Raw genomic sequence first — 18,136 nt, forward strand, 5'->3', positions numbered from 1 at the left:
GCGCTGCCGCCGTGCTCGATGCGCTTTGGCAGGACAACGCGGCACGCCTCGCCGTCGAGGAAGCCTTGGGCCCGGTGCGCAAACGCCTCGCGAAAGAGGAAAAAGCCAGCGTCGAGAAGACGGCCGCCACCCGCGTGAATTTCTTCACCCTGGCCCGCGGGGAAGATTGATGCATACCCCGGCCCAGTCATTTGCCAAAGGTTTTACCGATGCCCCACGCGACAGCCAGCGGGCGTTCAAGGCCTTGATGTGGGCCATGGCTCGCCCCGGCAAATCGGAACCCTTTGCCACCAAGCTCGCCCCGCCCTCGCCGCTGACGCCGGAACTCGCGGCCATCGCCCTGACGCTGTTGGATTACGAGACCAATGTGTGGCTCGATCCGCCTTTGGCACAGGCGCAGGCCGTGCTGCAGTTTTTGCGCTTTCACACATCGGCCCGCATCGTCGACGCACCCGCTCAAGCGCGGTTTGCGCTGATTTCGGACGCGGCAAACATGCCGGACCTCTCGGTGTTCGCGCAGGGCGAGCCGGAATATCCCGACCGCTCCACAACCCTGATCGTCGCGGTGAAGCGCATCGCCCATGCCGGCTTCCGCATCGAGGGGCCGGGCATCAAGGGCACGGCCAGTTTCGGTGCCGAACCGCTGCCGCGCGACATGGCGGAATGGCTTCGGGCAAACCGGGCCCAGTTTCCGCTCGGAGTTGATCTCATCCTCGCCGCGCCGGGGGAGGTTATGGGCCTGCCCCGCTCGGTGCGCCTGAAAGATGGAGCCTGAGCCATGTATGTGGCAGCGAAGGGCGGCGAAGAGGCCATCCGTAATGCACATGCCCTGCTCGCGGAAACCCGGCGCGGCGACCCCGGTGTGCCGGAGATCGGCCTCGACCAGATTCGGGAGCAGCTTACGCTGGCGGTCGACCGGATCATGGCGGAAGGCAGCTTATTCGATCGCGATCTCGCTGCGCTGGCGCTGAAGCAGGCACGCGGCGACATGATCGAGGCGATCTTTCTGGTGCGGGCCTTGCGCACCACCCTGCCGCGCTTCGGCGCGGCACTGCCAGTGGACACCGGCACCATGCAGGTCCGCCGGCGCATCTCCGCGACCTACAAGGACCTGCCTGGCGGACAGGTGCTGGGGCCGACCTTCGACTATACCCACCGCCTGCTGGACCCCGCCCTGGCCACCAACGCGGCACCGGCAAAGACCAATGCCGCCGCACGCACGGCGCCGGCGGCGAAACCGCCGGTCGCGCGGACCGCAGGGCCGGCCGTGCCGATGACGCGCGTCACCGATTTGCTGGATGACGAAGGCCTGATCGAGACCGCGCCGCCGGACACCGGCATGGAGCCGCCCGACCTCACCCGCTCTCCCCTCTCCTTCCCGGCGGACCGCGAGACGCGGTTGCAGAATCTTGCGCGCGGGGACGAAGGGTTTCTGCTGGCGCTCGGCTATTCCACACAGCGGGGTTATGCCCGCACCCACCCGTTTGTCGGCGAAATTCGGATGGGCGAGGTGCAGGTGGAGATGTTCGTGGAAGAGTTGGGCTTCGCTGTCCCACTCGGCGACATCACCCTCACCGAATGCCAGATGGTGAACCAGTTCAAGGGCTCGGCCGAGGCCCCGCCCCAGTTTACGCGCGGCTACGGCCTGGTGTTCGGTCAATCCGAGCGCAAGGCCATGTCCATGGCGCTGGTGGACCGAGCGCTGCGCTGGGAGGAACTGGGCGAGGAGAAGTCCGCGCCAGCACAGGACTCCGAGTTCGTGCTCTCCCATTCCGACAATGTGCAATCCACCGGATTCGTGGAGCACCTCAAGCTGCCGCACTACGTGGATTTCCAAGCGGAGCTTGAACTTGTGCGCCGCATGCACGCCGAACACGCCACCACGGCTTGGGCGCGCGACCATGAGGAGGCCGCAGAATGACCGCGATGCCCGCCATCACATACAATTTCGCTTATCTGGATGAACAGACGAAGCGGATGATCCGCCGGGCCATCCTCAAGGCCATCGCGATTCCCGGATATCAGGTGCCGTTCGCCAGCCGCGAGATGCCCATGCCCTACGGATGGGGCACCGGCGGTGTGCAGGTGACTGCCGCCATCCTGGGCGCAGACGACGTGCTGAAGGTGATCGACCAGGGCTCCGACGACACCACCAACGCGGTCTCGATCCGCGGCTTCTTCGAGGCCACCGCCGGGGTCGCCACCACGACGAAAACCTCCGAAGCCACCATCATCCAGACCCGCCATCGGATTCCTGAGGCGAAGCTTGGCCCGCATCAGGTGCTGGTCTATCAGGTGCCGATCCCCGAGCCGCTGCGGTTCCTGGAGCCGCGCGAGACCGAGACCCGCAAGCTTCACGCCCTCGCCGACTATGGGCTCATGCATGTGAAGCTCTACGAGGATATTTCCCGCCACGGGCACATCGCCACCACCTATGCCTACCCGGTGTCCGTCGCCGGCCGCTACGTGATGGACCCCTCCCCCGTCCCCAAGTTCGATAATCCCAAGATGGACGACTGCCCGGCGCTGCAATTGTTCGGCGCCGGCCGCGAGCAGCGCATCTACGCTGTCCCGCCCCATACCCGGGTCGTGTCGCTGGATTTCGAGGACCACCCCTTTGAGGTGCAGCGTTTTGAGGCGCCTTGCGCCCTGTGCGCGGCGAAGAACGTCTATCTCGACGAGGTCATCCTCGACGACAAGGGCGGGCGCATGTTCGTCTGCTCCGACACGGATTATTGCGAGGACCGTCGCGCCAAGGGTCATGTGGGCGAGATGGGCACGCCTGCACGCGAGGCCAAGCCATGAGCCGGCCGCGCACAAGCGAGAGTGAAGCACCGCTGCTTGTCGCGCGCGGCCTCACCAAATATTACGGCGCCCGTCCCGGTTGCCTAGACGTGAACCTGGAGGTTCATCCCGGCGAGGTGCTTGCCATCGTCGGGGAATCCGGCTCCGGCAAATCGACCCTGCTGTCTCTGCTCGCCACCGAACTTCAGTCCACCCGCGGCGCCGTGGACTACCGCATGGCGGACGGCGTAATGCGCGACCTATCAAGCCTTTCCGAGGCGGAGCGGCGCCTGCTGTTGCGCACCCAATGGGGGTTCGTGCGCCAGAATGCCGAGCAGGGCCTGCGCATGGCCGTCTCCGCCGGCGGCAATGTGGGCGAACGCCTGATGGCGGTGGGATGGCGCAACTATGCCGACATTCGCAGAGAGGCCGCTGGTTGGCTGGAGCGGGTAGAAATCGCCACAGACCGCATCGACGACGATCCCCGCGCCTTCTCCGGCGGCATGCGGCAACGCCTTCAGATTGCACGCAATCTCGTCACCCAACCGCGCCTGGTGTTCATGGACGAACCCACAGGGGGCCTCGACGTTTCGGTGCAGGCCCGGCTGCTGGACCTGATCCGTTCACTGGTGTCGGACCTTGGCGTGGCTGTCATCATCGTCACCCACGATTTGGCGGTGGCGCGCCTCCTGTCCCATCGGATCATGGTGATGCGCGCCGGGCGGGTGATCGAAACCGGGCTCACCGACCAGGTGCTCGACGATCCCCACGAGCCCTATACCCAGCTTCTCGTCGCCTCGGTGCTTGCCGCATGACACATCTTGCTTTTGACACCACGGCAGAGGCGCCGTTTGCCCCTCGCCCCGCGCTCAAAGTCGCGGGGCTCGCCAAGACCTTCATGCTTCACCTGCGCGACGGCCTTTGCCTGCCGGTTGTGAAGGATGCCAATTTCGAGGTCGCGGCGGGTGAATGCGTGGCTTTGGGCGGCCCATCCGGGGCTGGCAAAAGCTCCATTCTGAAGATGGTGTTCGGCAATTACCGGACTGATGCGGGTTCAATCCTGATCGCCGAGGGCGACGAACAGGTTGATGTCGCAACCGCTGCACCACGCCGCATACTTAAGCTTCGCCGTGAGCGTATTGCTTACGTCAGCCAGTTCCTACGCGTGATTCCCCGTATATCCACCCTGGATGTAGTGAGTGAACCGTTAAGATTGGACGGAATTTCTCAGGGCGAAGCCGCACGCCAAGCGCGAGAGCTACTCGCTCGCCTCAACCTGCCCCAGCGGCTCTGGGAATTACCACCGGCCACCTTTTCCGGTGGCGAACAGCAGCGCGTCAATGTGGCGCGCGGTTTCATCGCGCGCCGAGACCTGCTTCTGCTTGATGAGCCTACCGCCTCCCTCGACGCTGCGAACCGAGCGGTGGTGGTGGAACTGATCCGGGAAAAGAAGGCTGAAAACACAGCGATTTTAGGAATTTTTCATGATGACGAAGTGCGTCTGGCTGTTGCCGACAGAACTGTCGATGTGACCCGCTTCGGGGACGCCTAGTTGCATATTGCCCAAATTCGCGGCGTGATTCAGTAGTAGGCAGGTAAGGGGCGCCATGGTAATTTTTGCGCGTGTTTCAGATAGGCGGCGCCTTAATGACGCAGGCTCGGTTACAAAGCTTCGACGGGGCACGCGTGGTTCTGGCGGTTGTTCTGCTGGTATTTCACTATGCGTCAATGCTGCTGCCGCACTATCCAGAAGCCATTCTGCTCGTCGAGGTTCTTCGTCTTTCGACCGACGTTTTCTTTGCCATGTCGGGTTATATTCTCGCGGCGACCAGCCACGGCGAGATCAGCAATGGCAAGAGCTACGCCGACTACATTGTCCGGCGCCTTTCCCGGATTTATCCGCTTTATTTCCTCATAACGATCTTCAGCGTCGCATGGCTGGTGATGCCCGGCCTTGCAGGCCTGCGCAACGATGCAGGGGCGATCGAAAAGCTCATCTGGTTGCCGCACAATCTGCTCCTGGTGCAGTCGTGGGGCATCGGCGTTTCGGTCATAAACGTCCCGACGTGGTCGCTCAGCGCCCTCTTCCTGATGTATCTCTTGTTCCCGTGGCTCTACCGCTTGGTGAAGCGGGTGGGATACGCCTTCTACGGCGTGATCTTCCTTATGGCCCTTGTGCTGGAGATGCTGGTTCAGCGGCTTTTCGGCTACAGTCTGGTTCAACTCGGATTCGACCTGGGCATAGCGCGCGCGGCGGTGCCGTTCTGCTTCGGCGTGGCTTACGCCATATTGCCTTTCACCGTCCGGCGCCGCTACGCGTTCCCGTCCATAGTTATCCTTGCGGCCCTGTTCGTGGGCAATCCGCTGATCAGCGGCAGCCTGCTGCGGCTGGCCTTCGTGTTTCTGATCCTCATCGAGATCCGCCGCGAGGACATCCGCGAATACTGGCGGCCCCTGGCCGCACTGGCGCCGCTCGGGCGTTATTCCTATGCTATCTTCCTGCTGCATATTCCGGTGCTCCAGGCGCTCTATCGCGTGTCTGGGCTGACCACGGCATCCCCTCCGCTCTATCTTCTGCTACTGACGTGCGCGTCGGCGCTGGTGGTCGCGGCGATTTCTGTGCCGACGCATTGGCTGCTGGAAATGCCCTCCCGGCGCTTCGTGCTGAGCCTCTGGTTCAAAAGACCTGGTCTCAAGGCGCTGGAAGCCAAGCCCGTGGGGGTTTCCCATGCCGCGCTTGAGCGCCCCGACAACTGAGGCGGTCCTTTCCAACGCCCGTCTTGTTCTCCCCAACGCCGTCATTAACGGACACATCCGGCTCAAGGACGGGGTGATTGCTGATATCGCCTCCGGCTCCGCTCCTGCCAGCGCGCTGGATATGGAGGGAGACTATCTCCTTCCCGGCCTTGTCGAATTGCACACCGACCATGTGGAGGGCCACCTCGCGCCGCGCCCCAAGGTCCGGTGGAATCCGGTTGCGGCTATCCTGGCGCATGACGCGCAAATCGCGGCCTCCGGCATCACCACTGTCTTCGACTCGCTGCGGGTCTGGCCGGACAAGCGAGCGGTCGGCATGGATGGAGATGCGCCTCTCCTCGCCCAGGCGCTGGCGGACGCAAAGGATGCCGACGCACTGCGCGCCGACCATCTGATCCACCTGCGCTGCGAGGTCCCGACCGACAGCGTCGTGGAAGACGCGGCTGCGCTGATGGCGCAGCACAAGGTATCGCTGATCTCGCTCATGGATCATACGCCGGGCCAGCGGCAATTCACGTCCACCGAGCATTTTCGGTCCTATTACAAGAAGAAGAGCGGCATCACCGACGCGGAAATGGACATCATCGTCGCCGTTCGGCTGGAGTGCCACGCGCGCTGCGCTCGGGAAAACAGGGCGGGCCTGGTGAAGCTGGCGCACGCTCACGGTATCGTCCTGGCGAGCCATGACGATGCCACGCAGGCTCATGTAGAGGAGGCGGTGGAGGACGGCGTTGCGATCGCCGAATTCCCCACCACGCTCGATGCCGCCCGGCTCTCCCATGGCGCCGGAATCCGCGTGCTTATGGGCGCACCCAACCTGGTGCGGGGTGGCTCGCACACCGGCAATGTCTCAGCACAATCCCTTGCAAAGGCTGGACTTCTGGACATCCTGTCGTCGGATTATGTGCCATCCAGCCTGCTCTGGGCCGCGTTCGACCTGACCCGCCGGGAAAGCGCCATAAGCCTGCCGCAGGCGGTGCGCATGGTGACGCTGACGCCGGCCCAGGCCGCTGGTTTGTCGGACCGGGGACAGATCGCCCAGGGCTTGCGCGCCGACCTTGTGCGGGTTCGCCTGGCAGGAGAAATCCCTGTTGTTCGAGAGGTTTGGCGGGAGGGGCGGCGCGTGGCATGAACCAGCAGGACATGAGCCTTCGCCCCACCGAACCTGCCAAGCTCGGCCCCGGCGCAATGATTTTTGTGGTGGGTCCCTCCGGCGCCGGCAAGGACACGCTGATCGATCTCGCCCGTTCCCGGCTGGCGGACCGGGGCGATGTTCACTTCGCCCGGCGCCTCGTCACCCGCCCGGTTGGGGCGGGCGAAGCCCATGGAACACTTAGCGAATCTGCGTTTGAGGAGCAGCAGCCGCGGTTTGCCCTGTGGTGGCGGGCGCACGGGCTGTCCTATGCCCTGGGCGAGGATGTAGCCGACGCCATGAGGGAGGCGCACACCGTGGTCGCCAACGGCTCGCGCGCCACCCTGCCGTTGGCGATGGAGCGGTTCGAACGTCTATATGTGGTGCATGTCACCGCGCCGATACATGTGCGCGCGCAACGGCTTGCACAGCGCAGCCGGGAGGCGGCGGACGATATACAGGCGCGCCTGAAGCGGGCGCCTGTGGTCTCACTGGTGCCGGATCTTGAGATCCAGAATGTCGAGACGCCGGAAGCGGGCGCCCTGCGCCTTGCCGCCTTCATCGCCCGTGTGGCGGGCGCCTGAACGGCTGACAACCGTCTCGATGTGGCCTTTGTCGATGGCTTGAAGGCGTTGATCTACACGGATGGCGACTACCGTGAACAGCATGACGTCGATCAGGCCGCCCCGGAGGCGCCCGCAAGGCCACAGTGCCCGCCCCTTCCGCCGATTTCGCCGGAGAGGGACAGGCACGGCCGCAATGTTGCGGTGGCTATTGCCGATAATGCTGGATGCGGGTGGTGCGCAGTCCAGGCAGCCCGTGGCGGTCGATGGAGGCCTGCCACGAGAGGAATTCATCCACGGTCAAAGTGTATCGCTTACAGGCCTCTTCCAGACTGATGAGGCCGCCGCGCACGGCCGCAACAACCTCGGCCTTGCGCCGGATGACCCAGCGGCGTGTGTTTGGCGGTGGCAGATCCGCAATTGTCAGCGGACTTCCGTCCGGTCCAATTACGTATTTTGCTCTCGGCCGATAGGCATCGGTCATTGTTACGCTCACCCATTACTCAACCCAACCCGGAGCAATGGTGACCTATGGCGATGAAGATTTCCCTAAAGGACAAATAAAAGATGTTATTTACTTTTCTTAACAGGAGGTGAAACGGGAATTAACAGGTGATGAAGCCTGATAAGCACACAAATTTCATCACTGCTCCCATTGGATAATTTTAATAGACTAATTTTTTATAAAATCTATATTTTCACAATTAACGACAAAAATTACCTAATTATTTTTCCATTAAATAGATATAAAATTCCTATTTTCGGAATTTACTGCATATTTTATTTGAATAAAAGGGGAAGTTTTTTGTAATTTATATTGACAATATATGAATTTATTAGCGCACGAAACGCAACTGGAAAACATCTTATTCGCAGCTTATAAGAGACCGTATTCAGATTTTCCATAGGGGTAGCCCAGTGGCGCCGTGCGGTTCAGTTTATGTTGTTGGACTTGCGGGCCTGAGTGGTGTCTCCAAAGAGAAACTCAAGGTGGCGCTCGAGGAAGCCGGAGTATCCGTCCGCATAATCAGCGAATCCGAGATCGACTTCATGATTTCGAGGCGGCTCATTGACCAGAGCCTCATCGGGGTTTTGGCCGATCCTCTTAAAGCGAATGCGCTGCTTGAAATGAAGCGGGAGAGCGATTTTGATATATTTATTGTTGCGTATGAAGATAACGAGGGTGACTGCATCGCACGCGTTCTTTCTGAATTAACAAGTTCTCTCACCAAGAGAAATATTTCTCTTTCAGAACAATGCACCAGAACATTATTTGAATTATCCGAAGTTCGTCAATTACTGGACCGCACGCAACGCTCACAAGTCGAAATTGAGCGCTATTTATATCGACATACACTCCTAAAGCCCCAGACGTTGTTTTCCACCTCTCCAGGGGCGGGAAAGGTGGAATTAAAACCAGGGCAACGAGATATGTTGCAACCTCTGCCGCACGATCCGTTCGGCCTCTGCTCTGTGGCAATACGCCTTGCTTCACCCATCGCCGTTGGATCGGGGCTTGAAGTTGACCTCAGCCTTGGCAGCGACCTCTCTCATCGATGGACGGTTCGTGGCCCCCTTCCCAAAGGCCCGCTGCTGTTGTCTCTGCCCATCGCGCTTGACGAGCAGTATCGCACCCCTTCCTTAGCTTTCCGGGCTCTTACCAATAGCGGAGGGCCCATAGAATTGGCCCTTGCCGAGCAGCGCATGACACCAAAATGGAGTGCGACGCTGGGCGAACGCGATCTCGAATTTCCGTTGGCTTTGGCGCTCGATTTTGCCCCGGCGGGAACCAAAATTCCGGCACGCGGGGGGATCGTCGCAGATCAGGACATTGCGTCGGCAAAAAAGCCGGAGGTCGTGCTGCTTAGCTCTTGGCCAAGCATCCAATACCACGCCGAAGAGATCCGTCACGACTGGCAACTCGTGATCGCGGAGGACGGGATGCTGCAAGCGCATCCACTCGTGAATTTCATGAATGTGGTCCACCTGGACGGTGTGAATCTCACCGGCGTGCGGCGGCTTAAGGTCGACATTTGCCTTGCGCATGAGCAGGCCCCCCGAGTGGGCTTTGCTATTGCCCTGATCGCCCGGGATAACCCCAAGCGCATCAGCTTAAAGGACACGGGGCTCGGCTGGGCCGCTAAGAGATCCTCCTGGTTCGAACTCTCCGGAAAATCCCAAGGGCGCGCGGTTTTCGAATGGGAGGCATCCGACGAAAAAGACATGACACTGGCTCTGGTTACGACATGCCTGGATAAGAGAGCCAATTTCGCCTGGGCGCGTTGGGGCGCAATCATCCTGGAATCTTGAATTCGAGGCGCCGTGGTTTCCGGAGACGCGTAGCATGCCCTTTCGTTACATTGTCGTTGTCCCTGTCTTCAAGCATTCGGTGCTGGTGGCGGACGCGCTGCGGTCCTTGCTGTCGCAAGAGGCTGCCGATGAGATGAAAGTTGTCGTCATTGATGACGGCTGCCCGTACCGCGAGACGGTGGAGACGCTCGCGACGTTCCAGGCGACTTATCCAGAGCATATCGCCGTCTACCGCCAAACCAACCGGGGCTTAAGCGGGGCACGCAATACCGGCATCGAGATCGCGCTGAGGCATTATCCGGAGTCCGAGGGTATTTATTTCCTTGATGCCGACAACATGCTTGAAAGCTGGGCAATGAAACGCGCCGGCGAAGCGTGTACATCCAACCCGGACGCCGACTGGTTTTTTCCCGACATCGCCAATTTTGGCCTCCGATTCCTTTCGGATTATCGAGGAAAATATGACATTCTTGAACTTCTTCAGCACAACTACTGTGAAGCTGGCAGCTTTGTCCGCATGCGTGTTTTCAAGGCTGGCATCCGCTTCGATGAATCCATGAAATTGGGTTATGAGGACTGGGATTTCTGGTTGCAGGCAACCGCTCTGGGATTTCGGGGACAGCATTTGCCTGACTCCGGCTTCCGCTACCGCAAGCGCGGTGAGAGCATGCTTTCCAACAGTGACAGAGATAGCCCGGAAATATTAGGTTATATTAGACGAAAACATAGACATTCATTTTCGCCGAAAAGAATACTACAGATTGAGGCTACCGAAAGAGCACGATCTCTATTTGTCGACGTCGATTTGGGAAATATTGCCCTTGGGCTCGACTGTCCTCTGGCCGCCTTGCAGAGCGGGCGGACGATCACTGCCGATGAACTCGCGGCGCGGTTGGCGGGCTATCCTGAAAGACTGGTTGGGAAACAAGCCTTTTTCGCCACGCAGGGACTATGGAAGGCGTTGGCAGGCGCCCATCTGTTGCATTGGCTTCTATGGGAATGTGAACGCCTGCAAGACACCGCCAATATCGTAGCGGTGCGCCTAATGCCGGCGGAAGAGCCGGACCAAATCAAAATTTCAGACCAGCCTTTCCCTCTTCGGCTGGGTGACCTGTTCTATATGGGCACCGGCTTTCTCTCAGAATGCGCCAACGATCCGCACGGGAATTGGCTGGCCTCGCTCGACAGCGCGAATCCCGAACCGTCCGTGTGCTTCCTGAGCATCCAGATCCCCTCCCCTCACATGAGCACCGCTCCGCTCAACCACGTCCCGATACTGCGTGAGGTGCTGTCTTTCATTGACGCCTTACGCGGCCTCCGCCGGACCTACGGGGATGGCGCAAAGTGGAAACGAGACACGAATATGCGTCTGGGCTTGAGCCAGACATTGACCGTCACTGACGACTGGCACCAATTGAGACCCCTCTTTCCAAGGCATAGCGAGGGAAAAGAGATCCACGTCGGCTTCGTGCTGCCCCTGGCGGCCTTTGGAGGTGTCGAACGGGTCGCACACCAGACCGCGCTCGCACTTCGATCGCTCGGCATGGTGCCGCATCTCATCATCGTTGGATCCAACGAGCTTTCGCTTCCATCGGAGTTTGGGCCGATATACGAAACCGTCCGCCTCTACAGGGATGAAGGTAGCGGCGATTTCAAATGGACGGATCATATCCAGTTCAACGGCACCGGCTTGCCTGCACTGGAGCCAGGACGCATCGGCGAACTTGCCGGCATGTGCGGGGATCTCGATGTCATCATCAACAATCACAGCGCCCACATCTCGTCCGCGATGGGAATTTTGAAACGCTGCGGGATTTTGACCGCCGTCAGTCAGCACGTCTTCGATTTGAACGCGCACGGACGCCCAAACGGGCACCCTTTCCTCAGCCTGGCTTTCGAGCATGTCTATGATGTGATGCTGCCCGTATCGCGTCAGATGGAACACCAGATGCACGGGCTGGGCGTCCCTCGGCAAAAGCTGATACGCATCCAGAACGCCAGCGGCTTTCCTATCGGCGATCATGATGTCGAAGACGCCATCGCATCCCGCGAGAGCCGGCAAGGACCGCTGCGCTGCCTTTTCATGGGGCGGCTGGATCCTCAAAAAGGCGCTGATCGCCTCGAACGGATCATCGCGCGCGCGAAGCTGGAAGGTTTAGCTCTGGACTGGCGCGTCATAGGAAAGGCGATAATCCATCAGGGAAAGGAGCCGCTGAAACTCGACGGCATCGTGATCGAGCCGCCGGTCCTTCGCGGGGCAGACATTACGGAGCGCCTGGCCTGGGCAGATGTTCTGGTGCTGCCTTCCCGTTACGAAGGACTTCCGCTTGTTCTGCATGAAGCGATGTCGTTCGGCGTGGTGGTCATCGCATCGGACGTCGGCGCTGTCAGTGAGTTGGTCATCGATCAGGACACCGGATACCTCGTTTCCGAAAACAATTTCGTCGAAAAGACGGTATCGATCTTGCGAGACTTGCAGGGACGACCGGATGAAATGCGCGCTTTGGGTCGACGCGCCTCGGCTTTTGCTCGCACGCAATCATGGACGCGGAATGTCGAACCTCTCGCGAATTGGATTAGGGAAGAAACAGCCAAGCGAAAGAGGCCGCAGCCGGCTCTTGAAAAAGAGTAATTCCACTCTCGGAACGAAGCTACAAATATGGAAACTTGAAATTACAACATAGATCTCCGTAATAACTCTTGGTTCACATAATACCCTATCAATCCGGTTATGAGTTCACGAGATCTCTGACGGTATCGACTGGCATTTTCGGCGGGAAATTCACTTCGCTTTTTTATGACGATGTCCACCTGTCCATGCATTAGACTTGAGGTTATCTCTGCATCTATCGGCAAGATATCTTTGACGATCACACGCTCAGATTTATTCCAAATTACAAAATCTCCTTGCCCATCCAGGTCAAAGTTATATTGATGGAAACCGATATAGGCTTCCTTTTCAGCTTCGTTTTGAAAATGCCGCAAGACTACACTTCCATCGAGCTTCACGACCCGCAACATTTCAATGATACCGCGCACAGGGTCGAAGGAATGATCGAGTGCATTTCGACATGTAACGATGTCGAATGAGCTTTCATCATAGAAAACCGAAAGATCCTCCGCATTTGCGAACGCAGTTTTTATGGGTGGCTCTTGATCAATAGTCGCAATGAAATGAGCGTAGAGATCAGCAATTGGATCGCAGGCCTCTACAGTCAATGGCTTTCCGTGAAGAACTTTTCCTACAATTGTAAGCGGGCCCGCACCAACATCGAGAATCTTCGGATCGACCTTGCCAATAAGCAGGGCGGCGAAGTGCTCGTCGATCTCCATCGACGGGTCAAGCCTTTGCCGGAACTCCTCCGGCCACGCCAAGCCACCCGAGGACACCCAGTTCGCCCAGAAGTCGGATTCGTAAGCGATGCCGGCCGACCAGGAAGCGATCGACATAGATAGGCGGTCCGATTCAAGCATGCACGCGTCCTCTGGGATGGTCGGAAATCGATATCGTTTCTGGCTAGGCAAGCCTAGACGCCGACACGGGATGGCGCCCCGTAACTGGCCGAAATTAATCCCTGCACGCTTCTCCTGTTGATGAAGGTGTCACTCGACATCTTATCATCCAGGAGCAAAATCAATTTCCTGCTGTGGGCGATTGTGGATTAAGCGCGGCGCGTCCTGTTGGGGTAAGGCCGCCGCAGCGATAGATGTCGTACTTTTTATCGTCGCCGCGCCATTCATAGTAAATCAGGGCGGCAACAACGCCTTTTTGCACGAAATGGTCGAGATCCCTGCGAAGGTCCGAAACCATTTTCTGTGCCTCGGCATCATGTGTGGGGCAGGCTTGGGACTGCCACTCCACACCCCATTCGTTAAGCCAGCAGGGTCGCTCTTGGGAGCAGAGCGAGAATATCTTCGTCGCGAGGTGTGCAAGGCGAGCTTCTGGCGAAAAACCGGGGCCGACATACGTATGCACGCCATAACCGTCAACCAGATCGTCGAGACCGCGCGCTCGCAGATATTCGAGCGTCGCCTCCAGGCCAACCGCGTCTGGGCCCGAGCCGGTCGGCGGATGGGGCGGACCGGCATCCGACAGGCCCGCTGAGATGAGCGGGGTTTTAGCATTCAGGCGCGATGTGTTTCTGACCTCCTTGACCGCCTCGAGGGCTTTCAAATACGCATCATAACCAGCCGCGATACGCCTTGCTGCGGGATCTGTTTCCAACGCTTTGAGATCGAAGACGGCGCCGCGGCCGGGCACGTCAAAATCCCCGTTGAACGGGGTCCAATTAATCTCATTTCCCAGCTCGATGCCGGCAAGCACCACCCCGCGACTCTCCAGGCGGCGCAGATAGTCTCTAAACACCATTGCGGTTAAGGCCGGCCAAGTGCTCGATAAAGGCGCCTGATCCCAGGTTGCGAGGGTACCCGCCATGCGCGGCCTGAGGACCGTGCCAGCGCGATAAGCCGGCCAGATATTGAATTGCGTGCGGATACCCCGCGCATAGGCCTCAGCGATAAACGCAACCGTCGGACCCATATCGCCGCTTGAATCCGGCACAGCCGGAACACGGATCAGCGTGACACCTTCCGACTGCAATTCGTCCAGCAAGCGCGCGCGCTCTTCGCTTGACCGCCACTGTGGATTTGTCACGTTAACGCCGATCAGCGCACGCGATTGCGCCTGGGCGGCGGCATCTGACAGTTCGCACAATGCGAGAATAGAACAGAAATAAAATACCGCCTGAAACCGTGGCCGAGGGCGAAAAAAATCATTTTTCCAGATCACTCGAATATCCTTCTCTACAGCGTATATAAAAATCGATATGAAATAATTTCAAGGCACCGCGCTCATCTTACAAACAAACTGTTCTCGACTATTTTTCTCTCTTTACAGATTTTCTAACTGATGACTTTGCATTCAAGCTAAGGGCGGCAGTCGGGATAAGTGATACGAATAGGCCAAGCGGGCATCCGAATGTCCCCTCGTAGGGAGAGGTTGGTTGGTGCACGCTACAAGCAGATTTGAAGCGGCGAGCTGCCGGTGTAGATTGCCTGCCTCCATAGGCGTGGAGTGGTACGATAAAAACGGGACCACGCCGATTGACAGAACGCGGTACCGCAATGACTTTTGATGGCCCATCGAGGCGCCATCATCACTAAGGTAGATTTTGGAATGCGTTATAACACATCCAAGAAGGTTCTTGTTACGGGCGGCGCCGGTTTCCTAGGATCTCATCTCTGCGAACGGCTCCTTGCTCAAGGACACGAGGTTCTCTGTGTTGATAATTTTTTCACCGGAACGAGGCGGAATATAGCCCACCTTTTGGATGACAGGCGGTTCGAGCTTTTACGGCATGACGTTACGCATCCGCTCTACGTTGAGGCCGATGAAATATATAATCTGGCTTGCCCAGCATCGCCCGTTCACTATCAATTCGATCCCGTTCAGACTACGAAAACGAGCGTGAATGGGGCCATCAATATGCTTGGACTGGCCAAACGCTTGAAAGCAAAGGTTTTTCAGGCATCCACAAGCGAGGTTTATGGCGACCCTGAAGTGCATCCGCAACCCGAATCCTATTGGGGGAAAGTCAACCCAATTGGCTTCCGTTCTTGCTATGATGAAGGAAAGCGCTGCGCGGAAACTTTGTTCTTTGACTACCACCGCCAGCATAAGCTTGAAATCAAGGTCGTTCGCATTTTTAATACATACGGACCCAGGATGCATCCGAATGACGGTCGCGTCGTATCTAACTTCGTCGTTCAGGCGTTACGCGGACAGGACATAACCGTCTACGGCGAAGGCAAACAGACGCGTGCGTTCTGCTACGTCGACGACCTAGTCGAAGGATTTCTGAGCCTGATGGCGACCGGCCCGGAGGTGACGGGGCCGATCAACATCGGTAATCCAAGCGAGTTCACGATCCGGGAGCTTGCCGAGATTGTGATCCAGTTAACCGGATCACAATCAAAGATTGTCTCGCGTCCGTTGCCGCCTGACGATCCGAAACAGCGCCGGCCTGATATCACTATGGCGGGGGACATTCTCGGCTGGTCACCCAAGGTGAATCTTGAGGACGGCTTGAAGAAGACGATTGCCTATTTCGATAATTTTCTTAGTTCCGAGCGCATCAGCGAGGCATCTAGGTGAGCGGGCCTCGGCGGGTTCTGGTCACAGGGGGGGCCGGATATATCGGTAGCCATACCTGTAAGCGCTTGGCACAGGAAGGCATGGAATGCGTCGTCTACGATAATCTGTCGAGTGGCCATCGGCATAATGTCCAATGGGGACCATTGGTCGTCGGCGACATCCTTGATAGCGAGCGGCTATATGAGACATTTCGGCGTTACAAGCCGGAAGCGGTGATCCATTTTGCCGCCTTCGCCTATGTGGGCGAGTCGATGACGGAGCCCGCGCGCTATTATCGCAACAATGTAAACGGCACGCTCACACTCCTATCTGAAATGGCCAGGGCGTCGATCGAAACGATCGTTTTCTCAAGTACTTGTGCGACTTACGGAATTCCAGAGACCACACCGATTAACGAGGCGACGCCGCAGTCTCCGATTAATCCATACGGTGCATCGAAGTTGATGGTGGAACGTATCCTGGCGGATTACTCCTACGCCTATGGCCTTCGATATGCCGCCCTTCGCTATTTCAATGCCTGCGGAGCTGATTTGGACGGGGATCTTGCAGAGGAGCATGATCCGGAAACCCACTTGATTCCGCGTTGCCTCATGGCGGCGGCGGGGCTCATTCCAGCAGTGGACGTGTTTGGAGATGACTACCCGACTGCTGACGGAACGTGCATTCGCGACTACATACACGTTATGGATTTGGCAATTGGCCACGTCGCAGCTCTAAAGTGTTTGGCTGGAGAGGCACGAGTGCTGAAGCTAAACCTTGGGACAGGACGCGGTACATCCGTCCGGGAAATCCTAGAAGGCATCAAACGTACAACAAACCGAGAAGTGCCCTACGTGGTGAAGTCGCGTCGAGAGGGGGACCCACCTGTACTTCTGGCTGACGTCTCGGCTGCGTGGGACACGATCGGATTCATGGCGCGTCACTCTGATCTTGATACAATCCTTCGGACGGCTTGGCGCAAATATGATGGATGATGCGCGGGATGATAGACGGATTGATGGAATTCTCTGACCGTACGCAGGACTCTTTCCACGAGAGCAATAGTCGAAGCGAGAAAATGAGAATTAAATGTCACAACGAATATTAATTCGTGACCTAGGTATTTGATTCCGGACTTTGATGGGCCCTGTTCTCGGTGAACTGGAAGGATGCGCTATCGGCCAGGTTCACCACGGGAGCGCCACGCGACAGCTGACGTTGCCCCCAGTTTCTATCCAGCGCTGAGTTCGTTCTGACGGTTGGATTTGGCCTGCTGGGCCGGTTGAGTGGCGGGATCTGACACGGAGCCTCTGGCTTGGCGTAGTGCCAGATCCCGCCACGGGTGGAAGGTCGCGGCGAAGGCGGAAGGGGTCTGCCAGCCGAGCCTGGAATGGGGGCGGGATCCGTTATAGTCGGACCGCCAGCCCGCCAAGGCCGCCCTGGCTTGGTTCAGCGTCGAGAACAGCGTCTCGTTGAGAAGCTCATCTCGCAAGCGGCCGTTAAAGCTCTCAATGAAGGCGTTCTGCATCGGCTTGCCCGGTGCGATGTAGTGCCATTCGACCCTGGCGCTGTCCGCCCAGGCGAGGATGGCGTTCGAGGTGAACTCGCTGCCATTGTCGCTGACGATCATCCTCGGCCTGCCGCGCTCGGCCATCAGGCGATCCAGTTCCCGGGCCACCCGGACGCCGGAGAGCGATGTGTCCGCCACCAGGCCCAGGCATTCCCGGGTGCAGTCGTCCACGACGGTGAGGATGCGGAAGCGGCGGCCACAGGTGAGCTGATCGCTGACGAAGTCGAGCGACCAGCGATCGTTCGGCCGCATCGGGATCATCATGGGGGCTCGCGTCCCGATAGCCCGCTTGCGGCCGCCGCGGCGGCGCACCGTGAGGCGCGCCTCGCGATAAAGCCGGAACAGCCGCTTGTGATTAACCACGAAGCCCTCTCGCTTGAGCAGGACATGGACCCGCCGGTAGCCGAAACTACGCCGCTCCCGGGCAATCGCCGTCATACGCTCACGCAGGGCGGCGTCATCTACGCGTGTCGTCCTGTACCTTATTGTCATGCTGCAGAAGCCGGTGGCTTTACACGCCCGCCGTCGCTCATCCCATGATGGCTCATGAGGTGTGCGACAGCTTTCCGCTCGGCAGCGGGCGTCACCACTTCTTTCCCAGCAGGTCCTTCAGCGCGACGTTGTCGAGCATGGCATCGGCCAGCATGCGCTTCAGCTTGCTGTTCTCATCCTCCAGCGCCCGCAGCCGCTTGGCCTCGGACACCTCCATGCCACCGAACCGGGCCTTCCACTTGTAGATGCTGGCGTCGCTGACGCCGTGCTTCCGGCACAGCTCCGCGACGGGCACGCCGGCCTCATGCTCCTTCAGCATCCCGATGATCTGCTCTTCCGAAAAGCGACTGCGCTTCATGCTCTGGTCCTCATGTCGGGCCAGAACGAACTTCACA

The 18,136-nt window shown here is 58.8% G+C and carries 16 protein-coding genes and 1 pseudogene; 13 read left to right on the plus strand and 4 right to left on the minus strand.

Annotated elements, in window-relative coordinates:
* From ADADO0_RS01530 to phnN, 9 genes are all read left to right on the plus strand, one after another.
* A partial coding sequence (locus ADADO0_RS01530; RefSeq protein ID WP_511303405.1) for a phosphonate C-P lyase system protein PhnG occupies positions 1-170 on the plus strand: 170 nt, incomplete at its 5' end.
* A complete protein-coding gene (gene phnH / locus ADADO0_RS01535) occupies positions 170-775 on the plus strand; it encodes a phosphonate C-P lyase system protein PhnH (RefSeq protein ID WP_511303323.1) in 606 nt (201 codons plus the stop codon). The genes ADADO0_RS01530 and phnH, both read left to right, overlap by 1 nt.
* A gap of 3 nt (positions 776-778) precedes the next feature.
* The gene (locus tag ADADO0_RS01540) at positions 779-1,921 is read left to right on the plus strand and encodes a carbon-phosphorus lyase complex subunit (RefSeq protein ID WP_511303324.1); all 1,143 of its coding nucleotides are present in this window, start codon (positions 779-781) and stop codon (positions 1,919-1,921) included.
* A gap of 5 nt (positions 1,922-1,926) precedes the next feature.
* Positions 1,927-2,805 (plus strand): alpha-D-ribose 1-methylphosphonate 5-phosphate C-P-lyase PhnJ, encoded by an 879-nt coding sequence (locus ADADO0_RS01545; RefSeq protein ID WP_511303406.1) that lies wholly within the window; start codon positions 1,927-1,929, stop codon positions 2,803-2,805.
* Positions 2,802-3,599 (plus strand): phosphonate C-P lyase system protein PhnK, encoded by a 798-nt coding sequence (gene phnK, locus ADADO0_RS01550; RefSeq protein WP_511303325.1) that lies wholly within the window; start codon positions 2,802-2,804, stop codon positions 3,597-3,599. The genes ADADO0_RS01545 and phnK overlap by 4 nt, the downstream gene beginning before the upstream one ends.
* Positions 3,596-4,336, plus strand: coding sequence for a phosphonate C-P lyase system protein PhnL (phnL, locus tag ADADO0_RS01555; RefSeq protein WP_511303326.1), 741 nt, complete (start codon positions 3,596-3,598; stop codon positions 4,334-4,336). The genes phnK and phnL overlap by 4 nt, the downstream gene beginning before the upstream one ends.
* Positions 4,337-4,431: 95 nt before the next feature.
* Positions 4,432-5,541: an acyltransferase family protein gene (locus ADADO0_RS01560; RefSeq protein WP_511303327.1), complete on the plus strand. Its 1,110-nt coding sequence runs from the start codon at positions 4,432-4,434 to the stop codon at positions 5,539-5,541.
* On the plus strand, positions 5,513-6,673 hold the full coding sequence (locus ADADO0_RS01565; protein ID WP_511303328.1) for an alpha-D-ribose 1-methylphosphonate 5-triphosphate diphosphatase: 1,161 nt from the start codon (positions 5,513-5,515) through the stop codon (positions 6,671-6,673). Before ADADO0_RS01560 ends, ADADO0_RS01565 begins: the two co-directional genes overlap by 29 nt.
* Positions 6,670-7,257: a phosphonate metabolism protein/1,5-bisphosphokinase (PRPP-forming) PhnN gene (gene phnN, locus ADADO0_RS01570; protein ID WP_511303329.1), complete on the plus strand. Its 588-nt coding sequence runs from the start codon at positions 6,670-6,672 to the stop codon at positions 7,255-7,257. The genes ADADO0_RS01565 and phnN overlap by 4 nt, the downstream gene beginning before the upstream one ends.
* 187 nt (positions 7,258-7,444) lie before the next feature.
* On the opposite strand, the gene sciP is transcribed toward phnN, so the two are convergent.
* On the minus strand, positions 7,445-7,720 hold the full coding sequence (gene sciP, locus ADADO0_RS01575; RefSeq protein WP_511303330.1) for a CtrA inhibitor SciP: 276 nt from the start codon (positions 7,718-7,720) through the stop codon (positions 7,445-7,447).
* Between the two features lie 506 nt (positions 7,721-8,226).
* On the opposite strand from sciP, the gene ADADO0_RS01580 reads away from it, so the two are divergent.
* Together ADADO0_RS01580 and ADADO0_RS01585 are read left to right on the plus strand one after the other, a co-directional pair.
* Positions 8,227-9,546 (plus strand): DUF6212 domain-containing protein, encoded by a 1,320-nt coding sequence (locus ADADO0_RS01580; RefSeq protein WP_511303331.1) that lies wholly within the window; start codon positions 8,227-8,229, stop codon positions 9,544-9,546.
* A gap of 34 nt (positions 9,547-9,580) precedes the next feature.
* Positions 9,581-12,178 carry a glycosyltransferase gene (locus ADADO0_RS01585; RefSeq protein WP_511303332.1) on the plus strand — a complete coding sequence of 866 codons (2,598 nt, stop codon included), beginning with the start codon at positions 9,581-9,583 and terminating at the stop codon, positions 12,176-12,178.
* Positions 12,179-12,219: 41 nt separating this feature from the next.
* Here the strand turns inward: ADADO0_RS01585 and ADADO0_RS01590 are convergent, their stop codons facing one another.
* Together ADADO0_RS01590 and ADADO0_RS01595 are read right to left on the minus strand one after the other, a co-directional pair.
* A complete protein-coding gene (locus ADADO0_RS01590) occupies positions 12,220-13,020 on the minus strand; it encodes a class I SAM-dependent methyltransferase (protein WP_511303333.1) in 801 nt (266 codons plus the stop codon).
* A gap of 160 nt (positions 13,021-13,180) precedes the next feature.
* The gene (locus tag ADADO0_RS01595; RefSeq protein ID WP_511303334.1) at positions 13,181-14,335 is read right to left on the minus strand and encodes a hypothetical protein; all 1,155 of its coding nucleotides are present in this window, start codon (positions 14,333-14,335) and stop codon (positions 13,181-13,183) included.
* Between the two features lie 387 nt (positions 14,336-14,722).
* On the opposite strand from ADADO0_RS01595, the gene ADADO0_RS01600 reads away from it, so the two are divergent.
* Positions 14,723-15,700 (plus strand): UDP-glucuronic acid decarboxylase family protein, encoded by a 978-nt coding sequence (locus ADADO0_RS01600; protein WP_511303335.1) that lies wholly within the window; start codon positions 14,723-14,725, stop codon positions 15,698-15,700.
* Positions 15,697-16,674, plus strand: coding sequence for a UDP-glucose 4-epimerase GalE (gene galE / locus ADADO0_RS01605; protein WP_511303336.1), 978 nt, complete (start codon positions 15,697-15,699; stop codon positions 16,672-16,674). Before ADADO0_RS01600 ends, galE begins: the two co-directional genes overlap by 4 nt.
* 236 nt (positions 16,675-16,910) lie before the next feature.
* Here galE and ADADO0_RS01610 read toward each other — a convergent pair.
* Positions 16,911-18,099, minus strand: a pseudogene (locus tag ADADO0_RS01610) (IS3 family transposase).
* Positions 18,100-18,136: the final 37 nt, after the last annotated feature.

The sequence above is a fragment of the Aquabacter sp. genome (assembly GCF_965279295.1).
Lineage (GTDB): Bacteria > Pseudomonadota > Alphaproteobacteria > Rhizobiales > Xanthobacteraceae > Aquabacter.

Coding starts and splice junctions, on each gene's coding strand:
- phnH (WP_511303323.1), top strand. CDS start 170: ATGCATACCCCGGCCCAGTCATTTGCCAAAGGTTTTACCGATGCCCCA.
- ADADO0_RS01540 (WP_511303324.1), top strand. CDS start 779: ATGTATGTGGCAGCGAAGGGCGGCGAAGAGGCCATCCGTAATGCACAT.
- ADADO0_RS01545 (WP_511303406.1), top strand. CDS start 1,927: ATGCCCGCCATCACATACAATTTCGCTTATCTGGATGAACAGACGAAG.
- phnK (WP_511303325.1), top strand. CDS start 2,802: ATGAGCCGGCCGCGCACAAGCGAGAGTGAAGCACCGCTGCTTGTCGCG.
- phnL (WP_511303326.1), top strand. CDS start 3,596: ATGACACATCTTGCTTTTGACACCACGGCAGAGGCGCCGTTTGCCCCT.
- ADADO0_RS01560 (WP_511303327.1), top strand. CDS start 4,432: ATGACGCAGGCTCGGTTACAAAGCTTCGACGGGGCACGCGTGGTTCTG.
- ADADO0_RS01565 (WP_511303328.1), top strand. CDS start 5,513: ATGCCGCGCTTGAGCGCCCCGACAACTGAGGCGGTCCTTTCCAACGCC.
- phnN (WP_511303329.1), top strand. CDS start 6,670: ATGAACCAGCAGGACATGAGCCTTCGCCCCACCGAACCTGCCAAGCTC.
- sciP (WP_511303330.1), bottom strand. CDS start 7,720: ATGACCGATGCCTATCGGCCGAGAGCAAAATACGTAATTGGACCGGAC.
- ADADO0_RS01585 (WP_511303332.1), top strand. CDS start 9,581: ATGCCCTTTCGTTACATTGTCGTTGTCCCTGTCTTCAAGCATTCGGTG.
- ADADO0_RS01590 (WP_511303333.1), bottom strand. CDS start 13,020: ATGCTTGAATCGGACCGCCTATCTATGTCGATCGCTTCCTGGTCGGCC.
- ADADO0_RS01600 (WP_511303335.1), top strand. CDS start 14,723: ATGCGTTATAACACATCCAAGAAGGTTCTTGTTACGGGCGGCGCCGGT.